Source organism: Paraliobacillus sp. X-1268, from assembly GCF_003426095.1.
GTDB lineage: Bacteria > Bacillota > Bacilli > Bacillales > Amphibacillaceae > Paraliobacillus_A > Paraliobacillus_A zengyii.
Genome location: NZ_QJSK01000030.1, coordinates 1 through 21,342 on the forward strand (window position 1 = coordinate 1; position 21,342 = coordinate 21,342).

Consider the following 21,342-nt stretch of genomic DNA (forward strand, 5'->3'; position numbering starts at 1 on the left):
CTGGCTTTAATTTATTTTGGCGTTGAACAAAGCCTATTTCACGCGCCCATTGACGCACCTCAGAGACTGATAACACTTGATGAATGCCTTGAATAAATGGCTCCATTTCTTTCTTGAAATACATCGACATCCCCTCCAAATAACTATTTCTTATCCGTTAGGGTATCGTATTTTTCTAGTTCTTTAAACCGTAGTGCTTAGCTTGACGGCTATGAGCCGTGCCCACGGAAAGCGAGTCCATTTTACTTGTGGAGCGTAGCCCTAGCGGGTAATAAAATCTAACTCCGTCACAGTTGCTATCAAGTTCGTCAGATGAAACACTATGATGCTTATGAAAGGATTTCGAAGTTACCTTCCATTTTGGTTCAAACTTCCTCATTATAAAAAGACCTATTTGACAGTTGCATTCTATGAATTTGAATAATTATGATATAAATGGATTATGCATTCGCTCTTCTTCGATTGTTGTAATTGGTCCATGTCCTGGATAAACAGTAAATTGCCCGTCTAAAGTCAAAAGTTTTTCTTTAATGCTTTGAATCAATTGTCTACTATTTCCACCAGGTAAATCTGTTCTTCCTATACCACTTTGAAATAAACAATCACCTGAAATTAATATCTTTTCTTCTGAGAATATAAAAGAAACACCACCTGGTGAATGACCTGGTGTATGTATAACCTCAAACGAAAAAGCACCTAGTCTCATTTCACCTATCCCAATAAATTTATTTGCAGGTCTACAAATCACATTTTCAACTGGAAATAATGCAGAACCGTTTAATTCAGGATCATGTAGCCATTTTTCCTCTGCTTGATGTACGTAGACAGGTATTTCATAATAATCCCTTATACTTTCAACTGCACCAATATGATCAAAATGTGCATGTGTTAATAAAATAGCACTAGGTATTAGCTCTTTTTTCTGCAACCATGCTAATAATACGTCGCTATCACCACCAGGATCTATAATAATAGCTTCTGTATCTTTGTAAATCACATAACAGTTTGTCCCTAATTGTCCTAACGATATACCATGAATTTGCATATTATTCATCCTTTAATTATTTATTTTTAATAAACACTCGACAAAATACTTTTATTATTCTAAACTGTGGAAGGACATTTATTAATATATTTTCACTAAATTACTATGCACTATTTTTGGCGAAAGGAAGTACAGTTAAATGGCACTTGCATTAATATTAATTATTATAACATTACTATGTGGCTCTGCTCTTTGTCGAGAGTTCAAATCAAAAAATACTTCAGCTACAATTATGACAGGTTCGTCAACTATATTGTTCGGTTTTCTATCGATCACTACCATTATAACAAGCTATTTTCAATAGGAAGTAATAAAAAACACCTTATTCTCAAAAATGAGATAAGGTGTTTTTTATTACTCTTCTTCTACTTCTTCTTCATAACCAAAATCATAAAAACGGAATAAATCTCCATAAATAATTTGATCTGAATACGATAATTCCTGTTCAACTTGTTCTGATATTGGTTTACAGACGCTTACTTCTGATTCACTTTCATCTTCACTTAGTAGACTAGATGTTTCGACAGAGAGTAAGTCACCTGTTTCACGATCAAAACATTGATCTTTCGTATAAATATAGTCATTACTTATAAAACTACCATCACGCAATGCTACATAGTCTTTTCGATCTGTACCAAATAAATCCGTACCAAAACTAAGATCATCACTATCATCTATTCCTAATAGATTTAGAAGTGTTGGCTTTATATCTACTTGACCAGCTATTTCAGAAACAACCTCTCCATCTTCACCAGGAATGTGTATATATAATGGAACTCTTTGCAACTGTATATGGTCATATGGTGTGATTTCTTCTTTTTCTAAATACTGTGCCATTGCTTTATCATGAAAATCACTAATTCCATAATGATCTCCCATTAAAACAATAATAGAATTTTCATACTCACCTGATTCTTTTAAATCAGTAAAAAATTCTTCAACCGCTTCGTCTGTATAACGCACTGTTTGAAAATACTGATTTAAAGTTTTAGAATTTGAATCATATTTATCAATCGTAGCATCTTCTTCATCTAAATCAAATGGATAATGATTCGTTAACGTAATAAAACGTGTATAATATGGCTCTTCTAGTGCTTGTAAATATTTAATTGATTGTTCAAAGAAATCTTTATCCTTTAATCCCCAACCAACTTTATTTTCATCAGTAACTTCATAAGAATCCACATCATAATAGTGATCGATACCAATATTATCGTACATTACATCACGGTTCCAGAAGCTTTTGTTATTTGCGTGTAGCACCGCAGATGTGTAACCTGCTTCCCCTAAAATTTCTGGTGTTGCATTATACTCATTTTGACCATGGGTAAAATAAACAGCACCACTAGGTAAAGGATATAATCCAGTCTCAACTAGAAACTCAGAATCTGACGTTTTTCCTTGTTCAGTTTGATGGTAAAAATTATCAAAATAGTAACTATCGTCAATTAAGTCATTTAAAAAGGGCGTAATTTCTTCCCCATTTAACGTATTATTAATCACAAAACTTTGAATAGATTCTAATGATATAAAAATTACATTTTTACCTTCTGCAATACCTGACAGTTTATTATCTTCTTGATCTGTCGCATTTTCTTCAATATATTCTTCAATCTCAGGTAATTCGTTACCATCTGCAAATACACGTTGTGCTTGTGACTTGGACTGTTGTGCAATATCATAGATATGGTAGTTAAAAATACCAATATTTTTAACTAAATATTCACGGTCAAACGTTCTTTGTAATAATTGTGGACGTTCAATCTCTGCAAGTACATAATTACCTAATAAAAAAGCTAAAGAAAGACTTAATGCTAATACTTTTTTACGTTTTATATAAGTTGCTGACAATATGCCACTGTATCTTTTACTCAAATACCATACAATTGCTACATCAAGAAAAAGCAAAAGGTCTGGTAAATGCATTAGTGCCATTGCACTCGTTCCTAAATCAGCAGCGTTACTTCCTTGAAACAACACTGGAATTGTAATGAAGTCTGAGAAATTTCGATAGAATACTAGATTAAAATACAAAACTAGTGATCCAATTAGTGCTGTATATTGAATAAATTTCATTTGATTTTTCTCTTTAAACCAAACACTTATTGCAAATATTAAAAACGCTGAAACAAATGGATTAATCAATAAGATGATCTCTTGCATAATATTATCTAATTGTATATTAAATAAGAATCGATAAACAATATATGTCTTTGCACCAAATAACAAGCTCGCAATGACATATAACGGTACATTATATTTTTTCTGAAGCATATCTATAACTTCCTCCTAGCCATATTCTATTATTTATATTTTAAGTTTAATTTACATTCACAACTTAAACATTATATAACACAAGTGTAAATTAATAAACCCTTACTATATAGACGTATTTAAAAATAAAAAGTTTCATTTTTATTTACAATAAATTAATAATAACCTATTTAAGTAGATAAATCCAAAAAAATAAACCCTCAAACAAGGATTTATTTAAATATATTATGTTAATGTAGATTATTTGAGAATTTATTTTACAAAATAAAAAAATCTTTTTAGTGATGTGCTTGCTTTACTAAATAAGCGCCACCTATTATTCCAGCATCATTACCTAACGATGCAATAACAAACCTACAACCTTCGTCTATACGAGGCAACGTATAGGATTCAAAAGCTTTTCGAAGTGGCGTTAATAATTTATCTCCTGCTTTTGAAACCCCTCCACCTATGACAATAATGGAGGGATTAATAATTGTTGCCATGTTTGCGATCGCTAATCCGAGAATATCTGTTACTTTATCAATAATCCCTTGTGCAACTATATCTCCAGAGGTAGCTGCTTCAAAAACGTCTTTCGCTGTCAACTCTTTTAACATTGAAAGGTCTTTTAAAGATGTAGTTGATCCAGACAGAATAGCTTCATTTGCTTGCCTAACAATCCCTGTTGCAGACGCCACTGTTTCTAAGCAACCATTTCTACCGCAGTTACATGGGGTTCCTTCAGGTTCAACCATTATATGACCTATTTCCCCTGCAGTCCCATTAACACCATTTATCACTTGGCTGTTTGCAATAATACCACCACCAACTCCAGTTCCCAATGTGATTGCGATTAAGTTATCTGCTAAACCACCAGAACCTTTCCAATTCTCACCAACCGCTGCTATATTTGCATCGTTATCAACAATTACAGGTAATCCTGATAATTCTTTTAATACCTTTCCTAATTTAAAGTCCTTCCAACCTAAATTAACTGCAATCGATACGTCACCGGTTTCAACATCAACAAAACCAGGAGCCCCAACCCCTATTCCAAGAATGGATGTTGGATCAATATCTAGTTTCTTTAATTTCAGGTTAATCGAAGTCCAGATATCATGCGGAATACTTTTAGCATTATCATTTTTATTCGTTTCTATTTCCCATTTATCAATAATAGTACCTTCTATTTTAATTATTCCAAATTTGATTGTAGTTCCACCAATGTCAACACCAATTAATAGTTGCTCACTCATGCTTCCACCCCTTCAATTCCTTAATTTTGCTATTTCTTGTCTTAATAACAAAATCGCCATTTGATAATCTGCAATAGAAAGACATTGCGCTTGGTATAGCTCTTTTATTTCAGCTTCCATTAGTTCTAAATCTGCTAATCGATCACCAATATAAATAATTATTCCAAACTTTTTTAGCAATTGTTGTATATCATAAATTGTTTTCATATAATCACCTATTTCATTATAACAAATTTAAACAATAATATATCAATAAAATAAATAAAAAAAAGACCTAGATCAATTTTACCGATCTGGGTCTTGTGGATCTAAGAAAGTTGGTCTTCTACTTTTTAATGGAACGGGCGTCCGAACAAGTACATCAAGAAAAGCTTTCGGCGAAAAAGGAATGAATGGCCACATATAACCAGTTTTAAATGTATTCATTCGAATCAGATATATTAACCACGCGGTTACTCCAATGACATATCCTATAACTCCAAAACTCGCAGTGGAAAGTAATAATAATATACGTACCAGCCTATTCGCTAAACTTAATTCATAACTAGGAGTTGCAAATGTCCCCATCACTGCAACGGATAAATATAAAACAACCTCATTTGAAAACAATCCTACCTCTACCGCTACTTGACCAATCATTATCGCCGCAACAAGACCAAGTGCAGTAGCAAGCGCTGTTGGTGTATGAATAGCAGCCATTCGTAACATGTCGATTCCAATTTCAGCTATTAGGAATTGAAGGAGTAAAGGAATAACCCCTGTTTCACTTGGCCCAAAAAAGGCAAGCTGTTCCGGTAATAAAGCAGGTTGAATAGAAATCAAATAGTAGAAAGGCAAAATAAAGATAGATCCAATAACAGCAATGAATCGTACAAATCGTAAATATGCTCCTACCAAAGGTTTTTGTCTATATTCCTCCGCATGTTGTAAATGATGCCAAAACGTAGCAGGTAAAATCATTACGCTCGGTGAACCATCAATAATCAAAATGATATGACCTTCAAATAAATGTGCTGCAGCCGTATCAGGACGTTCTGTATATCGAATGGTTGGATATGGATTCCAATGCCTTCCACTCAAATATTCTTCTATTGTTTTTTCAGCCATAGGTAGACCATCCGTATCAATCTTCTTAAGATGATCTTGTAATAGTTTAACTTTTTTGGGATCAGCGATATCCTCAATATAACAAATACAGACATCGGACTTAGAACGCCTTCCAATACTTGTATATGCCATTCTTAATGAACGATCACGAACTCGCCTTCTTGTTAGTGCTGTATTAAAGACAATTGTTTCTACGTATCCATCCCTTGATCCACGTACAACCCTTTCCAAATCTGGTTCTTGTGGCCCTCTAGCTGGATAAGTTCTAGCATCAATCATAATAATTTTATCTAGTCCCTCAACCATCAATGCAGTTGGTCCACCAAGTACAGTATCACCAGCCTCTATTAAATCGTCAACCGTTGCTAGTTCTACATATGGTATATACGTTTTTAAAAGTTTAACCATTGGATCTGGTTGAAGTTTCTCTTCTTCAAGATCTGCCAAAAAACGCATCAGATGAAACATAATGTCATCTTTAACAAAACCATCGATCATAAACATTGCCATATCTTTACCAGCATAGTGTAAGTCTAATTGTATAATATCGAAACTTTTTTCCACGCCAAGATAATCATGTAAATACTCTACATTATCAGTAAATGACTTACTTAACGACCTCTTCTCATTCATTACGACACCTTCATTCTATGTAAATAGGTTAATCCACTAATAGTAGTAGGTTCTACAAAGAAATAAATATCATGCATATACATATAAATAAATGCTTGTACATATATATGTATATGAATAAAACAAGTCACCAGAAATTGGTTAAACTGGATTGGAGGAAGTATGAAGCGGTATATTTCGATTATCTTTATTTCTATAATACTCTTTAGTTCACTAATTATTTTTAACAATCTGTCTGAAACCACGGTGAAATTTTTTCCTATTGATGAATCTAGGTCTTTCAAAAGTGCAACCACTAAACTTACATTATTAATGGAACAAGACCATGATTCCTATACAATAGATTGGCATGCTTCTTCAGAGTTAGATGAATTAACTTATTTAAGACAAGATATCTCTCTTTTATATGTTGATGGTCAGTTGAAAGCTATAAAAAGTAAATGGAAGGAACAAGAAAGTACTATTGATTTACAAACAACAATAACTGGCGAAGATAGCAGCCATTATCAAGCCATATCATATCATCATGCTGAAGTACATTATCCAGAAGATAAGATAAAAAGTGTTCAGGCTATGACGCATGATGAGTTATACGTAATTGACTCACCTCAGACACCATTAGAAGCTTTTAAAATACCTACAAACGATTTACAAACAGAATGGAAGGAAACACTGAATCATGCAACGAACCAACAATTATATTATCAATGGCAACAATTACTAGATCACTTTCAATTAAACAGTGATGATTATTTATCTGTCCCATTAAATATGTTGTATCAATATGAAACCACAGCCCTTCCTAATTTGACTGCTAAACAAACTAAAAAAGTCATTGGACAAATGTGGGAAGGTTTATACGCAAATTATATTTTGCCATTTAATGAGTCTGGTCCTGCTTCAAAAAGTTTTATTCCCTTGATACTATTAGATAAAGAAGGAACACATCTACGGATATTATATCAAGACCATAAAGGCGAGATGCAACAACTTATCCAAAACTATTCATTTGAAAACCAATCTTGATATAGATCGGTAAATAATTTATTTGTAGAATCTAAATCTATTGCTTTTTCTAGTGACTTTTTCGCTTTGTTTGCTTCATCATTATCCATGTAAATCAATGCCAAATTATAATGCGCTTCCGGAATTTTATTTGGCTCGATCGAAATTAAATTCTCTAAATCCTTCCTAGCCTTATCTGTTTGTGCTAATTTGCTATATGCATAAGAACGAAGAAACAATAATTCAGCTGAATAATCGCTAGGATTACTTTTTATAATCCGAGTTGTAACAGTAATTACTTCATCATATTCTTCTCCTACAATAAGCTGTTGTGCTATTTGCACTTCTAGAGCTGGATCATAATGTGTAGATGTATGCAATATGCCGTATATAAGCAATGTTGTAATAATTATAATATATCCAAAAATCGCCATTGATTGTTGTTTAATTAGTTTTTTCTTTGGAAAGAATGCGATTCCCGAAGCAATAAATCCACCGACTAGACCTCCAATATGAGCTCCGTTATCGATCTGCTGTACTACAAAACCAAATATAATATTAAATGCAATAATAACAATTATATTCCATCCCATTGTTTGAAAAAAGATACGACGATAATGCAATCCAAAGAATAATAATGCACCAAATAAACCAAAAATCGCACCAGATGCACCTGCAGCTAATTGAGGACTAAAGGCAAAACTAGTTATGCCGCCTAGAATTCCAGAACCAAAGTAAATAAATAAAAAGCGTTTCACGCCATAAATTCGTTCAACTAGACTACCTACAATATGTAAAGCAAACATATTCATAACAAGATGTAAGAAACCAATATGTAAAAACATAGAGGAGACAATCCGCCACCACTCTCCATCTAATATAGCTGGATTATATTTTGCTCCGTACCTAATCAGAGTCTCTGTTGAAGTACTTCCACCTTGCCACTCTAATAATAAAAACATAAGTACATTAATAACTAGAAGCACATACGTATAAAAAGGTTTTGCATACTCGAAAATTTTTGTCGATGTGTTTTGAATTTGTTGAAATTCTCCCAGAATAGACACTTTTAGATACTGTGTAATTCGTTCCATATCTAATACATCACGAGGTAAATTAAATTCAATTGGTTCTACAGATGTTTCTTGAAATAAACGTTCCTTCTCATCTGATCTATTTTCGTCATTTAAATAATATACGTGCATATTTGTAAATTTTCCTTGATTTATCTTTTTCGTTTCATTTAAACTTTCCCAATCATCTACAGGAGCATGTTTAGCTACATAGACATTATGTAATTCAATATTCCAACCTAGGAATAGTTTAGCTAACTTTTTAGCATTAGTATATGTGCGGTCCACATCTATTTTTAATTGATTCTTCCAATCAAATTCTTGATTTGTCAGTCGAATCACATGATTTTGTTTTCTTTTAGTTCTTTGTAGCCACACTTCTGTCTGTCTATTATCAATAAAGACTATGTCAAACCCTTGTTGATGGATAAGGTAATCTGTTAATTTATAATAATAAAATGTGTCTTCTAGAAACATCTCTACCATCTCCTTCCCTATCTCTATATGATATCATTAAATTATAGAAGAAGGAGACGTTTCTAATAGTAGAAACGTCTCCTTCTTCTATAATTTATTTTGCATTTCCAAATATACTAGGCATCAAGTAATTTCTTAAGAACGGAACACGCATACTTAAAGCAATCATTACTTTTCGAATAACGGTAAAAGTTAAAAGCATATTAATTATTTTATATTTTTTTCTATATAAAATAACTCCACCAAACACCATCGCACAAACCATTATCATTTTTTGCATCTCATAACTTCATCCTTCCTTTTTGTAATCGGCAAGGATAGTTTACCTCGAAATGAAAAAAATATGATTTATCTTTTCAGAAAAACCAAAAAAATCAATTCATTATTATATGATCTACTGGTACATCGAATGTCTCTGGATAAATACTTTTAATAATTTGTTCATTCCATGCTAATGCTATCGTTTTCCCAGAATAATTGGATAAAAATCGATCATAGTATCCTCCACCATGTCCAATTCGGTAATTCATCTGGTCAAATAGTAATCCTGGAACAATAATTAAGTCTATTTTACTTGATTCAACTTGAACGGATACTGCTGGATTAGGTTCTAACAAGTCAAAATAAACTTTTTCCAATTGCTCATACGTTTCAAAATAATAAAATACTAACTTAGAATCTTCTGGAAAACATTTAGGTACTACAACCTTTTTACCTTGTTTTTTCGCAGCTTCAATTATTGGTTTTGTGTCCCACTCATAACCTTGTGAAATAGTAACAGCAATAACTTCTGCTTCCGACCAATATGTACTGTTAAATAGGTTATGATATAGTTGTAACTCAATCTTGGCCTTTTCCTCACTAGATAAACTCATTAACTTTTGTGTTAGTTTATTTCGCAGCCTTTTTTTCGTTTCCAGCTTTATTCTCTCCTTTGCCAGTAAAAAGATGAAAAGCTCTTACCTAATATTAGGTAAGAGCTAGAACGGAACTTTTATTTTGTTTCGCGGTGAAGCGTTTGTTTCTTCAAACGCGGGCTATATTTTTTCATTTCTATACGTTCCGGGTTTGTACGTTTATTTTTTGTAGTAATATAATTACGGTCACCTGTTTCAGTACAAGCAAGTGTGATATTTACGCGCATCATTATCCCTCCAAACTATTCATCTAACAACTCTTAAATTTAATATCATTTTCAGACTTATTAATAATACCAAATATAAATCTATAATTCAAGGTTCTTTATTGATTTTGGATAAAATAAAATTACTTTTTTTCAAGAAACAATTGTGTTATAACTATTAGTGTGAACATTAGGAGGGAACTTAGTGCTATATACAATTATTAGTCTACTTGTCATTGTTATCGTATTATTTATTATTTCATTTTTTGCGAACAATAAATTCAAACTATTGGAAGATCAATTAGAACAGATCTCTTTATCTTCCTTACAAGAAACGTATCAAATGAAGAAAAAAATTAAAATTTTAGAGGAAGAATTGCTTTCAGATGATATGGAAGAATTTGATTTACAAAAACCGAAACAAACACAAACTCCTTTGATGCGGAGAGTACAGCAAATGCATCTAGCAGGAAACTCTGCAGCTGAAATTGCAAGATCAACTAATTTAAGTGAATATGACATCCATTCACTTATTAGACAATTCTCAACTAAAGGATAGAGGCATTTATAATGAAACCATTCATACGCGTATTCGCACTAGGAATTTTAACAGCTACAATCTTATTAAGCATTACATATTTTTTAGAAAGCAATAAAAATACAGTAAGCGAAGAGTTAAGTACTGATGAAATGATAACTGCAATAGAAAATCAAGGGTATTTCGTCACGGATGAAGATCCAACATCTATTACAGAGGAAAATGAGACAATAGATAATGAAAGTGAACAAGAAGAAGTGACAGAAAATGAAACAGAAGAAGAAACTGTTACTGATACTTATACGTTAACAATTGAATCTGGTATGACCATTGCAGAGGTTTCAAATTATTTAGTAGCAGCAAACATAATCGATTCTCAAGAAGCGTTTATCAACTATTTAACAGATAATGATTATGGAACAAGTATACAGATAGGTGAATTTGAATTAAATAGTGAGATGTCTAATGAAGAGATTGCAAATACAATTACGAATCAAAATTAAAAACCAGTAGTGTTTAGACAGTCGTCCTAACACTACTGGTTTTTATTCATTCAAGTCTAAAGACTCTCCTTTAACAAGATACATAATATTTTCTGCAATATTTGTTAAATGATCTCCGTATCTTTCAATATATCGACCACTAAATGCCATTTGCATGATTAATTGTATTTTTTGCGGATTTGTAGCTGTCTCTTCCAATAATTCCTGTAAGACATTTGCATACATACCATCAATTAAATCATCCAATTCAGAAAGTTTTTTTGCTAAAGTAATGTCTTCTTGCTCATATGCATTAATTGCCAAATCAATCATTCTAAGCGCTACGTCACGCATATCTGCTAAAGACTCGTGAATCTCTAAACCATGATTTTCTCCTAAATGTTTCGTAGAACGAGCTATATTTTTAGCGTTATCTGCCATCCGTTCTAAGTCAGTAGAGATACGTATTGCAACAATTAACTTTCTTAAGTCGGACGCTACAGGCTGTTGCCTAGCAATTAATAATATGGCAGTTTCATTAATATCTAAGTCAATTGCATCTAAGCGTTTATCTGCTTCAACAACCTGCGCTGCTAAATTTGTATCTGAATGATAAAGAGCGTGAACAGCATCTTGTAATTGTACCTTTGCTCCTTGAGCCAAATCAATAACCTTTTGTTTCATTTTATCTAATTCAATTTCGAATTGCTCTCTTGCAACCATAAAAATCCTCCCCCATACCCTTTCAAATATTAACCAAATCTTCCTGTAATATAATCTTCTGTCCGTTTGTCTTTAGGTAAAGAAAACAAAGTATCCGTATCTGTAAATTCAACTAATTCTCCATTTAATAAGAAGGCGGTTTTATCAGAAATACGAGCTGCTTGTTGCATATTATGCGTTACTATAATGATAGAATAGTTCTTTTTCAGCTCTTGAATCAATTCTTCTACTTTTAAAGTTGATTTAGGGTCTAATGCAGAAGTTGGTTCGTCCATTAAAATAACATCTGGCTCAATTGCTAAACAACGTGCTATACAAATACGCTGTTGTTGTCCACCTGAGAGGCTATAAGCATTTTCTTTTAATCGATCCTTTACTTCGTCCCAAATGTAGGCACCACGAAGGCTTCTTTCAACAATTTCATCTAGTATTTTTTTGTTACGAATACCATGAATCTTTGGTCCGTATGCAATATTCTCATAAATAGATTTTGGAAATGGATTAGGTTTTTGAAAGACCATTCCAACATTTGTTCTTAAGTCTTCTACTTTAAATGACTTATCAAGAATGTTTTTACCTCTATATTTTATCGTTCCTGATGTACGGACATTAGGAACTAATTCTACCATTCTATTTAACGTTTTTAGATAAGTAGATTTTCCACAACCTGAAGGTCCTATAATCGCAGTGACCTCTTTTTCGTATATTGGTAAATCAATACTTTTTAACGCTTGCGTGTTACCGTACCATAAATTTAAATCTTTTGTATCATATACTATATTCGCATTTTCTTTCGTGTTTTCTGGTATATTCTCACTTGAGACAAATTTCATATTATTTTGATTCATTTTTGTAGCTGTACTCATTCCATTCACCCCTTTAATATCTTTGTTGGAACTTATTTCTAATAATAATTGCTGTAGAGTTCAAGATAAATAATAGTACCAATAATACAATGATTGTAGCAGATGCTAAATACGCATATTCTTCCATCAATGAAGAATCTAATGTCCAATAATAAATTTGCATTGGAAGTACTGTAAACTTATCAAATATACCACCTGGAAATGGTAGTAATAAAGCCGGTATTCCTAATACAACGAGTGGTGCTGTTTCACCAATTGCTCGAGATAGTGCTAAAATAGTTCCCGTCAAAATCCCAGGTAGTGATGCCGGCAAAATAATATTTTTTACTGTTTGCCATTTAGTTGCACCCATTCCAAATGAAGCTTCACTTAAATGTTTTGGTACAGCACGAATTGCTTCTTGACTTGATACAATTACTATAGGTAACACTAAGAGTGACATGGTTAGCCCACCTGCCAAAACTATATTTCCAAAATCCATCGTTCTTACGAAGATAGTCAAACCTAATATCCCATATACAATAGAAGGCACACCCGCTAAGTTTGAAATATTAGTTTGAATTATTGACTGTAAACGACCTTTTCTCGCATATAATTCATTATAAATCGCAGTACTGACACCCAAGACCATGGTTACTGGAATTACAACAGCCATTAACCAAAACGTACCAAGTAGAGCACCCATAATACCAGCTCTATCAGGACTCGTTGATAGTTTTCCAGTTAAAAAATCTAGATTGATATAAGCAAGGCCTTGTGTTAACACTCGAATAATTAATACTGCAAGAACAACAAGTCCAAATAATGTTGATAATAAGAAAATTGTTTTCAATATATTATTTAAGATAATTCGAGACTTCATTTTTTTCTCAACTTGTTTCGTAGTTAAATGTTTCATTTAGTATTCCTCCCTATACCTACGAGAGACATATCTTGCAACGATATTCATTAGTAATGTAAAACAAAATAGAGTCATTGCAACTGCATATAAACTATAATAGATAGTTGAACCAGCAGGTGCGTCTCCACCAGAAACTTCCACAATATATGCTGTCATTGTTTGCATAGATTGCGTTACATCGAGGGTAAAGTTTTTAGAACTTCCACTTGCAATAGTTAAAATCATGGTTTCCCCTATTGCTCTTGAAATCCCTAAAACAAAGGATGCAATAATACCAGATAAAGCAGCCGGAACAATTACGCGAAAGGTTACTTCCAACTTTGTTGCTCCCAGTGCTAGTGCACCTTCTCTCATTGCGTTCGGAACAGAACTCATTGCATCTTCAGATAAAGATGCAATCATAGGAATAATCATAATCCCCATCACGATACCTGGGCTAAGTACGTTAGTTGCTTCTAAACCAGGTATGAATTCTCTTAATAGAGGTGTAACAAATGTAAATGCGAAGAACCCATAAACAATCGTTGGTATGCCTGCAAGCAATTCTAAAAGTGGTTTTAACGTTCTTCTAACACGGTCAGTTGCATATTCACTTAAATAAATTGCTGTCATTATACCGATTGGACCTGCAACAAGCATTGCAATTACAGATGAAATAATAGTACCTGAAATTAGTGGTAGGATGCCAAATTCTGGATTTTGGCTTAATGGCCTCAATATCGTTCCAGTAAAGAACTCAATTATTGAAACTCTAGAAAAAAAGTGTATTGTTTCTGTTAAAAGAGTGAACAATATACCAATAGTTGTTAATAAAGAAATCATTGCAATAAGAAATAATAAGACAGGAACGGCTTTTTCTATTATGGAAGAAAAACTTCTTCCTGCCCTTTTCTTACTAATTAATTCTCTCACTTGAACAGCATTATCTTTGTTTAAATTGCTGTTATTCGCCACTCATAACACCCCTCTTAATCTATTCTATAATACTAATTAGAGAAGAGAGCAATTAATTACTCTCTTCTCTATCAGATTTATACCTTCATCTTATTATTATTTAAGCCCATTTAGGAAATCTATACTTTCTTGTGCTTCTTCATCTGGGATTGGAGCAAATCCTGTTTCACCAGCAAAAGTATTTACGTTATTCATTAAATAGATTGCATAATCTAACACTTGAGCTTTTTCTGTTGCATTATTAACATTCAAATAAGTGAATACTGGACGAGTAAAGTTAGCATAATCGCCATCTTCAGCAATTGTCTCAAGAGAAGGTTCAACTGGTCCATCACCAAAATCAACATTTACTGCTTGTAATTTATCTTGATTATTTACATAGTAACCAAAACCAAAGAATCCAATAGAGTTAACATCTTCAGACACCAATGTTACCAATGTAGAATACTCTTGTTGAAGATTAACATCACTTACAAGATCAGCTTCTTCAAGAATATTTTCATAAAAGAATTCATACGTACCGTGATTCTCGTTCGGTCCATAAGTGTTTATTTTTTCATCTGGCCATTCTGGATTAATATCAGACCAGTTTGTTACACCACCATCAGCAAGGAAAATACTTAACAGTTCTTCTTCTGTCATTTCCGTAGCCCAATCATTATCTGGATGCATAACGAAAGTTAAACCATCTAATGCAACTTTCAATTCATGTACTTCGATACCAAGCTCTTCTGCAGCCGCTGATTCCTCTTCTTTAATTTGTCGAGAAGCGTCATTAAAATCAGTTCCATCTTCAACTAAGAACTTTTCAAATCCTGCACTTGTACCTGAACGACCTACTTCAACAGATACACCTTCTTGTTCTGTTAACATATACTCTTCTGCAATTCTAGCCATTAATGGATAAACTGTACCAGAACCATCAATAACAACACTACCTTCTAATTCTGCTGATTCACTTTCAGTATCTTCTGTGTCAGTTGATTCTGCATTCGAATCGTCTGTCTCTTCTGCACTTGAATCGTCACTTGATCCACAAGCTGCAAGTAAACCGATTGATAATACTAATAGTAAAGCTAATCCAACTAATTTTAATTTTTTCATTTAATGTTCCCCCTACAGTTTTGTATTACGCATTTAGGCTTGGCTATCTCAGCCACAAACTCATCATAACGTATTAGTTTGAACTTACCGTTAATTGAATGTTAAGAATGTGTAAATTAAACACTTATTTTGTCAGTAGATAAACTAAAAAGGTGTGAGCGATAATTATCGCTCACACCTTTTATTAATCTTCTTCTGCAACTTCTTCATTTAAATTTTCGGTTACGCCCGCTTCATCTCGTTCTTCTTTCAATTGGAAATACTTTTCAATAATACGGTTACCAATTTCATGATGAATACCGTTTTGGTCATTACCAGTACCTGTTCTTGGTACAATAATTGCAAAAGCTACCTCCGGCTCATCATATGGTGCATAACCAACTAATGAAAGATTATAAGTAGATTGTTTTACACCATCTATATAAAATTCGTTTTGAGCAGTACCTGTTTTTGCAGCAACCTTATATTCATTGTTACCCCAATGACTTGACGCTGTCCCTTGTGATACTACGCGTTTGAATCCTTCCTGTACCCGTTCAATATAAGAATCATCCATCACAACTCGATTGAGTATATCGGTATCAAAGCTTTCAACTACAGGGCCTAAGGAATCCTTAGAAGCATTTGACTCCCTAACTTCTTTGACAATATGCGGTCTCACGCGATAGCCATCATTTGCAATAGTCGAAACATATTGTGCTAACTGCAATGTTGTATAGGTATCATATTGACCAATCGCAAGGTCTAAAAGAAGTCCCCCATTATCAGGATCCCCCACTACACCAGTAGATTCATATGGCAAATCAATTCCTGTTTCAACACCTAAACCAAATTGATTATAATAATTTCGTAATGTCTGAAACGAATCCCAATCAAAGCCTGATAGTTTTTCACCATATTGATAGTTTGCACTTGCTAATCTAATCGCTACATTAAACATATAAACGTTTGATGATTGTTCTAACGCTTCTATATCGTCTACATAACCTAAATTCTTCCAAGAGCTTTTTTTAGGGTCATTTGCAATTTTAATTGGCTCATCTTTAATTTGCTCTCCAGGACTCATAACACCTGAGTCTAAAGCAGCTAGAACAGTTGCCCCTTTGACCGTAGAACCTGGTAAATGTTGATCATAAATCGTCCGATATGATTGATCTACATACTCATCATCTTCTCGATGCGCTCCAGATAACGCAAGAACATCACCAGTTTGGGGATCCAACATCGCAACTAAAGCATCTTCCATATAACGATTTTCAGTTGGATTTTGATTATAATAACTTTCTAGTTCTTCTTGAACAATCTTATCAATTTCCTCTTGTAACTCAATATCTACTGTTAATATTAAATCACTACCACTTTGTCCTTCTATAACAGTATTTTGCCCTACAATGTCACCATTATTATCCGTAACATATTCTATTATTTCTTTTTGCCCAGTTAATACACTTTCGTATTCTAGTTCCAAACCACTCTTACCAACCCGATCATTTCGACTGTATCCTCGTGTTAGATAAAAATCCTGATTGTCAATTGGTATTCCTTCATTTGTTGACGTTATACTACCAATAAATGTGGAAAATGTATCATCAACTTTTGAAATGCGATTCCAATCAATAGAAGCATCAATTCCTGTAAGCTCAAACAAATGCTCTGAAACTAATGCATATTCTTCCTCGGTAACATTTTCATTTTTTACAATATGAGGAGAGAATTCACTCGCTGCATCTAATTCTTTTTTTATTGCAACAACATTTAATAGAACTGGGTCTGACCAATCATATTCGTTGTAATCTTCAGCTGTGATTTTTTCAAGTATTAGCTTATACTGTTCACTTGTATCTAATTCTAATTCCTCTTCTGTTAATCGATCACCTGCATCTTTAGCGTTAAGCATGTACCAATATTCCTTTTTATCTCTTTCTCGAATTAATTTCTCTAACTCTTCAAATTCTTCTTCCATTGTAATATATTCGCCCAATTTCTCTGCAAGTTCTAAACGTTCCGCAGCAGAATCACCATTCTTAGGTGGGGTATACGTAATGGAGCGCGTTGATTCGTTATCTAAAATTAATTTTCCATAACGGTCATACATTAAACCTCTTGGTACAGAAATAGAAGCTTGCGTATTTTCCGTTTCATTTATTTGATCTTGTGCAGCTTCACCATTCAAAATTTGCACGACACCTAATTGCAAAATTAATAATGAAAACAAAGCAAATACAAAAATGAATAATATATTTAAACGAAAGGGAAGTTGTACTTTCTTTTTTTTCTTTTTCCCCATTCTATTCTCCCCCTTTTGCGAACTCAATTAGGGTTATTATAGCACGTTTTCTATCTATTTTCATTATTCATTACGCCATCTTTTAATGGAGATGCTGGATTTTTCCCTGTAGGAAGGAAGGACACTTTTCGGATAAAGTATGAAACGACAATATGACCGGCACCTAATATAACTAATAAATAAGGAATAATTTGTTCAGCTGGGAATAGCTTTATACTAATTATAAATAACATAATTGAGCTCACTCTTCCTACATTTAGAAATAATTCTCTAACAACAATATATTCAATTCGCATTTCTTTTGCTTGCCATCCATGCCCTATTACGTCATATGTCATCGACACATAAGGAACCGTAAACAAAGGATATGCAATACCAATTATTGCACCATACAGTAATAAAATCGGAAAATTTAAATTAAATATAATAAGAAAAATCGCAAAATATAGTGTTAATCCTCCAATTAATATAGACCTTTTTCGCATATGCGGCTTAATTATACGTGTTGCTGCATAATAACAAACAAAGGAAGAACCCGAAAAAATAAGATTAAACGTACCTAAAGCCAACTCACTCCCCGTAGCAATAAATACCCAAATCGAGATAACAAATACAAAGATACCCTCTCTTAAACCTTGAAATGTATGTGCATATAGGATGTTACGCCAATTTTTATTATTTTTACGTTCATATAAAATGCGTTTAAAATTAAATTTACCTGTTGCTTGTCTTCTTTTTAAGAAGAAGCTACAAATAACCGCACATATAAATAGGAAAAAAGAAATAGAAAAGATAATCGTATACCCTTGTGAATTATTCATATTTGAAATAACATAACCAGCTAGGATAGGCCCAATCATCCCACCAAATGACTGCATTAGACCTAAAAATCCATTGAAGAAATCACGTGTATCTGGTTCCGTAATTTCAAATGTTAAGACGTTAAATGCCAACCAATAAAAACCATATCCAACACCTAACAATGCACCTAATAAAATGTTATATGTTGCAGCATTTTCACTTACTAGTAAAACTGTCATAAAAAAAATAGCTAAAAATGTAACACCTAACCGTAAGACAATAACCCGGTCCACTCTTTTAGCCAATCTACCTGCAACGATAAAGGTAACTGGTTGTAAGATATATACTGCACCATTATACTGTGCAATGGCTATGTAATCATTTGATTGTTTCCATAAGTAGATATTCACAAACGTATTCGATAGGAATGTAGCCAGAGCATACAATCCTCCAACTATTAATAATAGCTTTAAATCACGATTAACGACTATATCACCTAATAAGATGTTTGGTTTCTTTTGCATATCCAGTTCTCCTTGTTTAGTTCTAGATCTTATTGTTTTCAATTGACAAGGAGATATACAGTTTTCAAGCAAAGAGGTAATTTATATTGAAAGGGAAGACTAATTGAGTATAATAAAAAAAACTGAGGAATATATCCCTCAGTTTTTTTCCACCAAATAACTTACTTAGTAGCCTCATATAATTTAGAAACTTCATCCCAATTAACAACATTCCAGAATGCTGCAATATAATCAGGGCGTTTGTTTTGATATTTAAGATAATAAGCATGTTCCCAAACATCCAAACCTAGAATTGGCGATATACCATCCATCACTGGAGTATCTTGGTTTGGTGTGCTTGTTATTTCAAGTTTACCATTTTTAACGATTAACCAAGCCCAACCTGAACCAAAACGACCAGTTGCAGCTGCTGCGAATTTTTCTTTAAACGCGTCAAAGCTACCAAAAGCATCTTTAATTTGTGTTGCTAATTCTCCTGTTGGCTCTCCACCACCATTTGGTGAAAGTAGTGTCCAGAATAAGCTATGGTTTGAGTGACCGCCACCATTATTTCGAACAGCAGTTTGCACAGATTCAGGTAAGCTATCTAGATCAGATAGAAGCGCGTCTAATGATTTATCTTGTAAATCTGCATGCCCTTCTAGTGCTGCGTTTAATTTAGTCACATACGTGTTGTGGTGCTTCGTATGATGAATATTCATTGTTTCCTTATCAATATGCGGCTCTAATGCATCATAAGCATAAGGTAATTCAGGTAATTCAAATTTAGTCATTAATAATTCCTCCTAAAGTAGTATGTAAGAAAAACGTTCACAGAATATTCGTTTTTCTGATACATTAATGTTACCAAAGCTCTTCCATTCTTGCAACTTTTATGCATGTAATAGAATTTACAATTAAAATGTTCTTCCTATTACTCATACACCTTTTATATTATTATTAAACTTCATTTTTAATTATTTCTCTTATTTTCACCTGTAATATCAGTCTTTGCAAAATTCTCGATATCTTTAGAATTTCTTTCATCATGATTGATATATTCCTTTTGATAAAAGTCAGAGGCTGTGTCAGAAGATCCATGTTCCTCAACCGCCTCCCAAGTATCTTGACCATCAAAAGCTTTAGAATTATCTTCTTGTGTAACATTCGGGTTTAACAGGTCTTCCTCGATCGGACGGTGGTTATAATCAATATCTTCATTAACTGTTGCATGTTTTATACAGTGTAATGCTGTAGGCATTGCTTGTAATCTTTCTTCGTTTATTTCTTTCCCGCACGTTTTACAAAAGCCATACGAATCATCATTTATAGCATGAAGTGCATCATTAATATCTCTTAACTCCTGTATTGTGTGTTCATTTAAAGCAATGTTCTTTTCACGTTCAAATAATTCTGAACCTTGATCACCTGGATGATTATCATAATTTGATAATTCTTCTATGACTTGATTAACATAACCATCTTCCTGATTTTCTTGCATTTTCATTTGATCTATTACTTGCTTTTTTTCCTTAAGTAATACAGTTTTAGAATAATCCTTTAATTCGCTAGTTACCATATTCTAAATCCTCCTAAATTTATAAGTTAAATTAGATACTTATACGTACTATCTTACCTTAATTAGTTGGTCTTAAACTTCATACGATGGAAAGTCTATGTAATTACTTATGAAAAACAAAAAAAACAAGCATATTTATGCTTGTTTTTAAGATGGCTCGGGACGGAATCGAACCGCCGACACACGGATTTTCAGTCCGTTGCTCTACCGACTGAGCTACCGAGCCTTATTATGTATAAAAGAAAAATGGAGGAGGATGAGGGATTCGAACCCCCGCGAGCCGCGAAGCCCCTGTCGGTTTTCAAGACCGATCCCTTCAGCCAGACTTGGGTAATCCTCCGTAAAAATTATTCTTTTAAAATGGTGGACCCTGCAGGATTCGAACCTGCGACCGATCGGTTATGAGCCGATAGCTCTAACCAACTGAGCTAAGGGTCCTTACATATGGGGCGACCGGTGGGAATTGAACCCACGTATGCCGGAATCACAATCCGGTGCGTTTACCCCTTCGCCACGACCGCCATAGTAAGACACTTATAAATATTGAATTTGGTAGCGGCGGAGGGGATCGAACCCCCGACCTCACGGGTATGAACCGTACGCTCTCGCCAGCTGAGCTACACCGCCAT

22 protein-coding genes and 5 tRNA genes are annotated in these 21,342 nt (G+C 33.5%); 4 read left to right on the plus strand and 23 right to left on the minus strand.

The window, feature by feature from the left end:
• Positions 1-424: 424 nt before the first annotated feature.
• Positions 425-1,045, minus strand: a complete 621-nt coding sequence (locus D2K62_RS17530; protein ID WP_112181305.1) for an MBL fold metallo-hydrolase — start codon at positions 1,043-1,045, stop codon at positions 425-427.
• Between the two features lie 139 nt (positions 1,046-1,184).
• On the opposite strand from D2K62_RS17530, the gene D2K62_RS17535 reads away from it, so the two are divergent.
• Complete coding sequence (locus D2K62_RS17535; RefSeq protein ID WP_112181306.1) at positions 1,185-1,349, plus strand: DUF2759 family protein; 165 nt, start codon at positions 1,185-1,187, stop codon at positions 1,347-1,349.
• Between the two features lie 50 nt (positions 1,350-1,399).
• On the opposite strand, the gene D2K62_RS17540 is transcribed toward D2K62_RS17535, so the two are convergent.
• From D2K62_RS17540 to D2K62_RS17555, 4 genes are all read right to left on the minus strand, one after another.
• Complete coding sequence (locus tag D2K62_RS17540; RefSeq protein WP_112181307.1) at positions 1,400-3,319, minus strand: LTA synthase family protein; 1,920 nt, start codon at positions 3,317-3,319, stop codon at positions 1,400-1,402.
• Between the two features lie 278 nt (positions 3,320-3,597).
• Positions 3,598-4,557: an ROK family glucokinase gene (locus D2K62_RS17545; protein WP_112181308.1), complete on the minus strand. Its 960-nt coding sequence runs from the start codon at positions 4,555-4,557 to the stop codon at positions 3,598-3,600.
• 12 nt (positions 4,558-4,569) lie between these two features.
• Positions 4,570-4,764: a YqgQ family protein gene (locus tag D2K62_RS17550; protein ID WP_112181309.1), complete on the minus strand. Its 195-nt coding sequence runs from the start codon at positions 4,762-4,764 to the stop codon at positions 4,570-4,572.
• 78 nt (positions 4,765-4,842) lie between these two features.
• Complete coding sequence (locus D2K62_RS17555; protein ID WP_112181310.1) at positions 4,843-6,297, minus strand: spore germination protein; 1,455 nt, start codon at positions 6,295-6,297, stop codon at positions 4,843-4,845.
• A 162-nt stretch (positions 6,298-6,459) separates the two neighbouring features.
• Here D2K62_RS17555 and D2K62_RS17560 point away from each other — a divergent pair, with 162 nt between their 5' ends.
• A complete protein-coding gene (locus D2K62_RS17560) occupies positions 6,460-7,323 on the plus strand; it encodes a hypothetical protein (RefSeq protein WP_117161832.1) in 864 nt (287 codons plus the stop codon).
• On the opposite strand, the gene D2K62_RS17565 is transcribed toward D2K62_RS17560, so the two are convergent.
• The 4 genes from D2K62_RS17565 to rpmG form a co-directional block, all read right to left on the minus strand.
• Entirely contained in the window at positions 7,299-8,852 is a 1,554-nt protein-coding gene (locus D2K62_RS17565) for a rhomboid family protein (RefSeq protein WP_198671318.1), read from the minus strand. The two genes, D2K62_RS17560 and D2K62_RS17565, sit on opposite strands and share 25 nt — an antisense overlap.
• Positions 8,853-8,946: 94 nt before the next feature.
• Positions 8,947-9,132, minus strand: coding sequence for a hypothetical protein (locus tag D2K62_RS17570; RefSeq protein WP_112181313.1), 186 nt, complete (start codon positions 9,130-9,132; stop codon positions 8,947-8,949).
• Positions 9,133-9,226: 94 nt separating this feature from the next.
• Positions 9,227-9,802: a 5-formyltetrahydrofolate cyclo-ligase gene (locus D2K62_RS17575; RefSeq protein WP_338418778.1), complete on the minus strand. Its 576-nt coding sequence runs from the start codon at positions 9,800-9,802 to the stop codon at positions 9,227-9,229.
• Positions 9,803-9,846: 44 nt separating this feature from the next.
• A complete protein-coding gene (rpmG, locus tag D2K62_RS17580; RefSeq protein ID WP_112181315.1) occupies positions 9,847-9,996 on the minus strand; it encodes a 50S ribosomal protein L33 in 150 nt (49 codons plus the stop codon).
• Between the two features lie 184 nt (positions 9,997-10,180).
• On the opposite strand from rpmG, the gene D2K62_RS17585 reads away from it, so the two are divergent.
• Positions 10,181-10,534, plus strand: a complete 354-nt coding sequence (locus D2K62_RS17585; RefSeq protein WP_112181316.1) for a hypothetical protein — start codon at positions 10,181-10,183, stop codon at positions 10,532-10,534.
• A gap of 11 nt (positions 10,535-10,545) precedes the next feature.
• The gene (locus D2K62_RS17590; protein ID WP_112181317.1) at positions 10,546-11,016 is read left to right on the plus strand and encodes an endolytic transglycosylase MltG; all 471 of its coding nucleotides are present in this window, start codon (positions 10,546-10,548) and stop codon (positions 11,014-11,016) included.
• Positions 11,017-11,058: 42 nt separating this feature from the next.
• Here D2K62_RS17590 and phoU read toward each other — a convergent pair whose 3' ends face one another.
• The 14 genes from phoU to D2K62_RS17660 all read right to left on the minus strand — a co-directional run bounded on the left by phoU (position 11,059) and on the right by D2K62_RS17660 (position 21,340).
• A complete protein-coding gene (gene phoU, locus D2K62_RS17595) occupies positions 11,059-11,718 on the minus strand; it encodes a phosphate signaling complex protein PhoU (RefSeq protein ID WP_112181318.1) in 660 nt (219 codons plus the stop codon).
• A 29-nt stretch (positions 11,719-11,747) separates the two neighbouring features.
• On the minus strand, positions 11,748-12,551 hold the full coding sequence (gene pstB, locus D2K62_RS17600) for a phosphate ABC transporter ATP-binding protein PstB (RefSeq protein WP_232824281.1): 804 nt from the start codon (positions 12,549-12,551) through the stop codon (positions 11,748-11,750).
• A 46-nt stretch (positions 12,552-12,597) separates the two neighbouring features.
• Positions 12,598-13,482: a phosphate ABC transporter permease PstA gene (pstA, locus tag D2K62_RS17605; RefSeq protein WP_117161834.1), complete on the minus strand. Its 885-nt coding sequence runs from the start codon at positions 13,480-13,482 to the stop codon at positions 12,598-12,600.
• Entirely contained in the window at positions 13,483-14,439 is a 957-nt protein-coding gene (pstC, locus tag D2K62_RS17610) for a phosphate ABC transporter permease subunit PstC (protein WP_112181320.1), read from the minus strand.
• Between the two features lie 96 nt (positions 14,440-14,535).
• On the minus strand, positions 14,536-15,543 hold the full coding sequence (locus D2K62_RS17615; protein WP_112181321.1) for a PstS family phosphate ABC transporter substrate-binding protein: 1,008 nt from the start codon (positions 15,541-15,543) through the stop codon (positions 14,536-14,538).
• Positions 15,544-15,727: 184 nt separating this feature from the next.
• Positions 15,728-17,830: a peptidoglycan D,D-transpeptidase FtsI family protein gene (locus D2K62_RS17620; RefSeq protein ID WP_117161835.1), complete on the minus strand. Its 2,103-nt coding sequence runs from the start codon at positions 17,828-17,830 to the stop codon at positions 15,728-15,730.
• 50 nt (positions 17,831-17,880) lie between these two features.
• Complete coding sequence (locus D2K62_RS17625; RefSeq protein ID WP_117161836.1) at positions 17,881-19,155, minus strand: MFS transporter; 1,275 nt, start codon at positions 19,153-19,155, stop codon at positions 17,881-17,883.
• A gap of 161 nt (positions 19,156-19,316) precedes the next feature.
• Positions 19,317-19,928 carry a superoxide dismutase gene (locus D2K62_RS17630; RefSeq protein ID WP_112181324.1) on the minus strand — a complete coding sequence of 204 codons (612 nt, stop codon included), beginning with the start codon at positions 19,926-19,928 and terminating at the stop codon, positions 19,317-19,319.
• Between the two features lie 179 nt (positions 19,929-20,107).
• Positions 20,108-20,713, minus strand: coding sequence for a TraR/DksA C4-type zinc finger protein (locus D2K62_RS17635; RefSeq protein WP_117161837.1), 606 nt, complete (start codon positions 20,711-20,713; stop codon positions 20,108-20,110).
• Between the two features lie 153 nt (positions 20,714-20,866).
• Positions 20,867-20,939: transfer RNA gene (locus tag D2K62_RS17640), tRNA-Phe, on the minus strand.
• Positions 20,940-20,960: 21 nt separating this feature from the next.
• Positions 20,961-21,053 (minus strand) — tRNA-Ser (locus D2K62_RS17645).
• A 21-nt stretch (positions 21,054-21,074) separates the two neighbouring features.
• A tRNA-Ile gene (locus tag D2K62_RS17650) sits at positions 21,075-21,151 on the minus strand.
• Between the two features lie 7 nt (positions 21,152-21,158).
• Positions 21,159-21,234 (minus strand) — tRNA-His (locus D2K62_RS17655).
• Positions 21,235-21,263: 29 nt separating this feature from the next.
• Positions 21,264-21,340: transfer RNA gene (locus D2K62_RS17660), tRNA-Met, on the minus strand.
• Between the last annotated feature and the right edge of the window lie 2 nt (positions 21,341-21,342).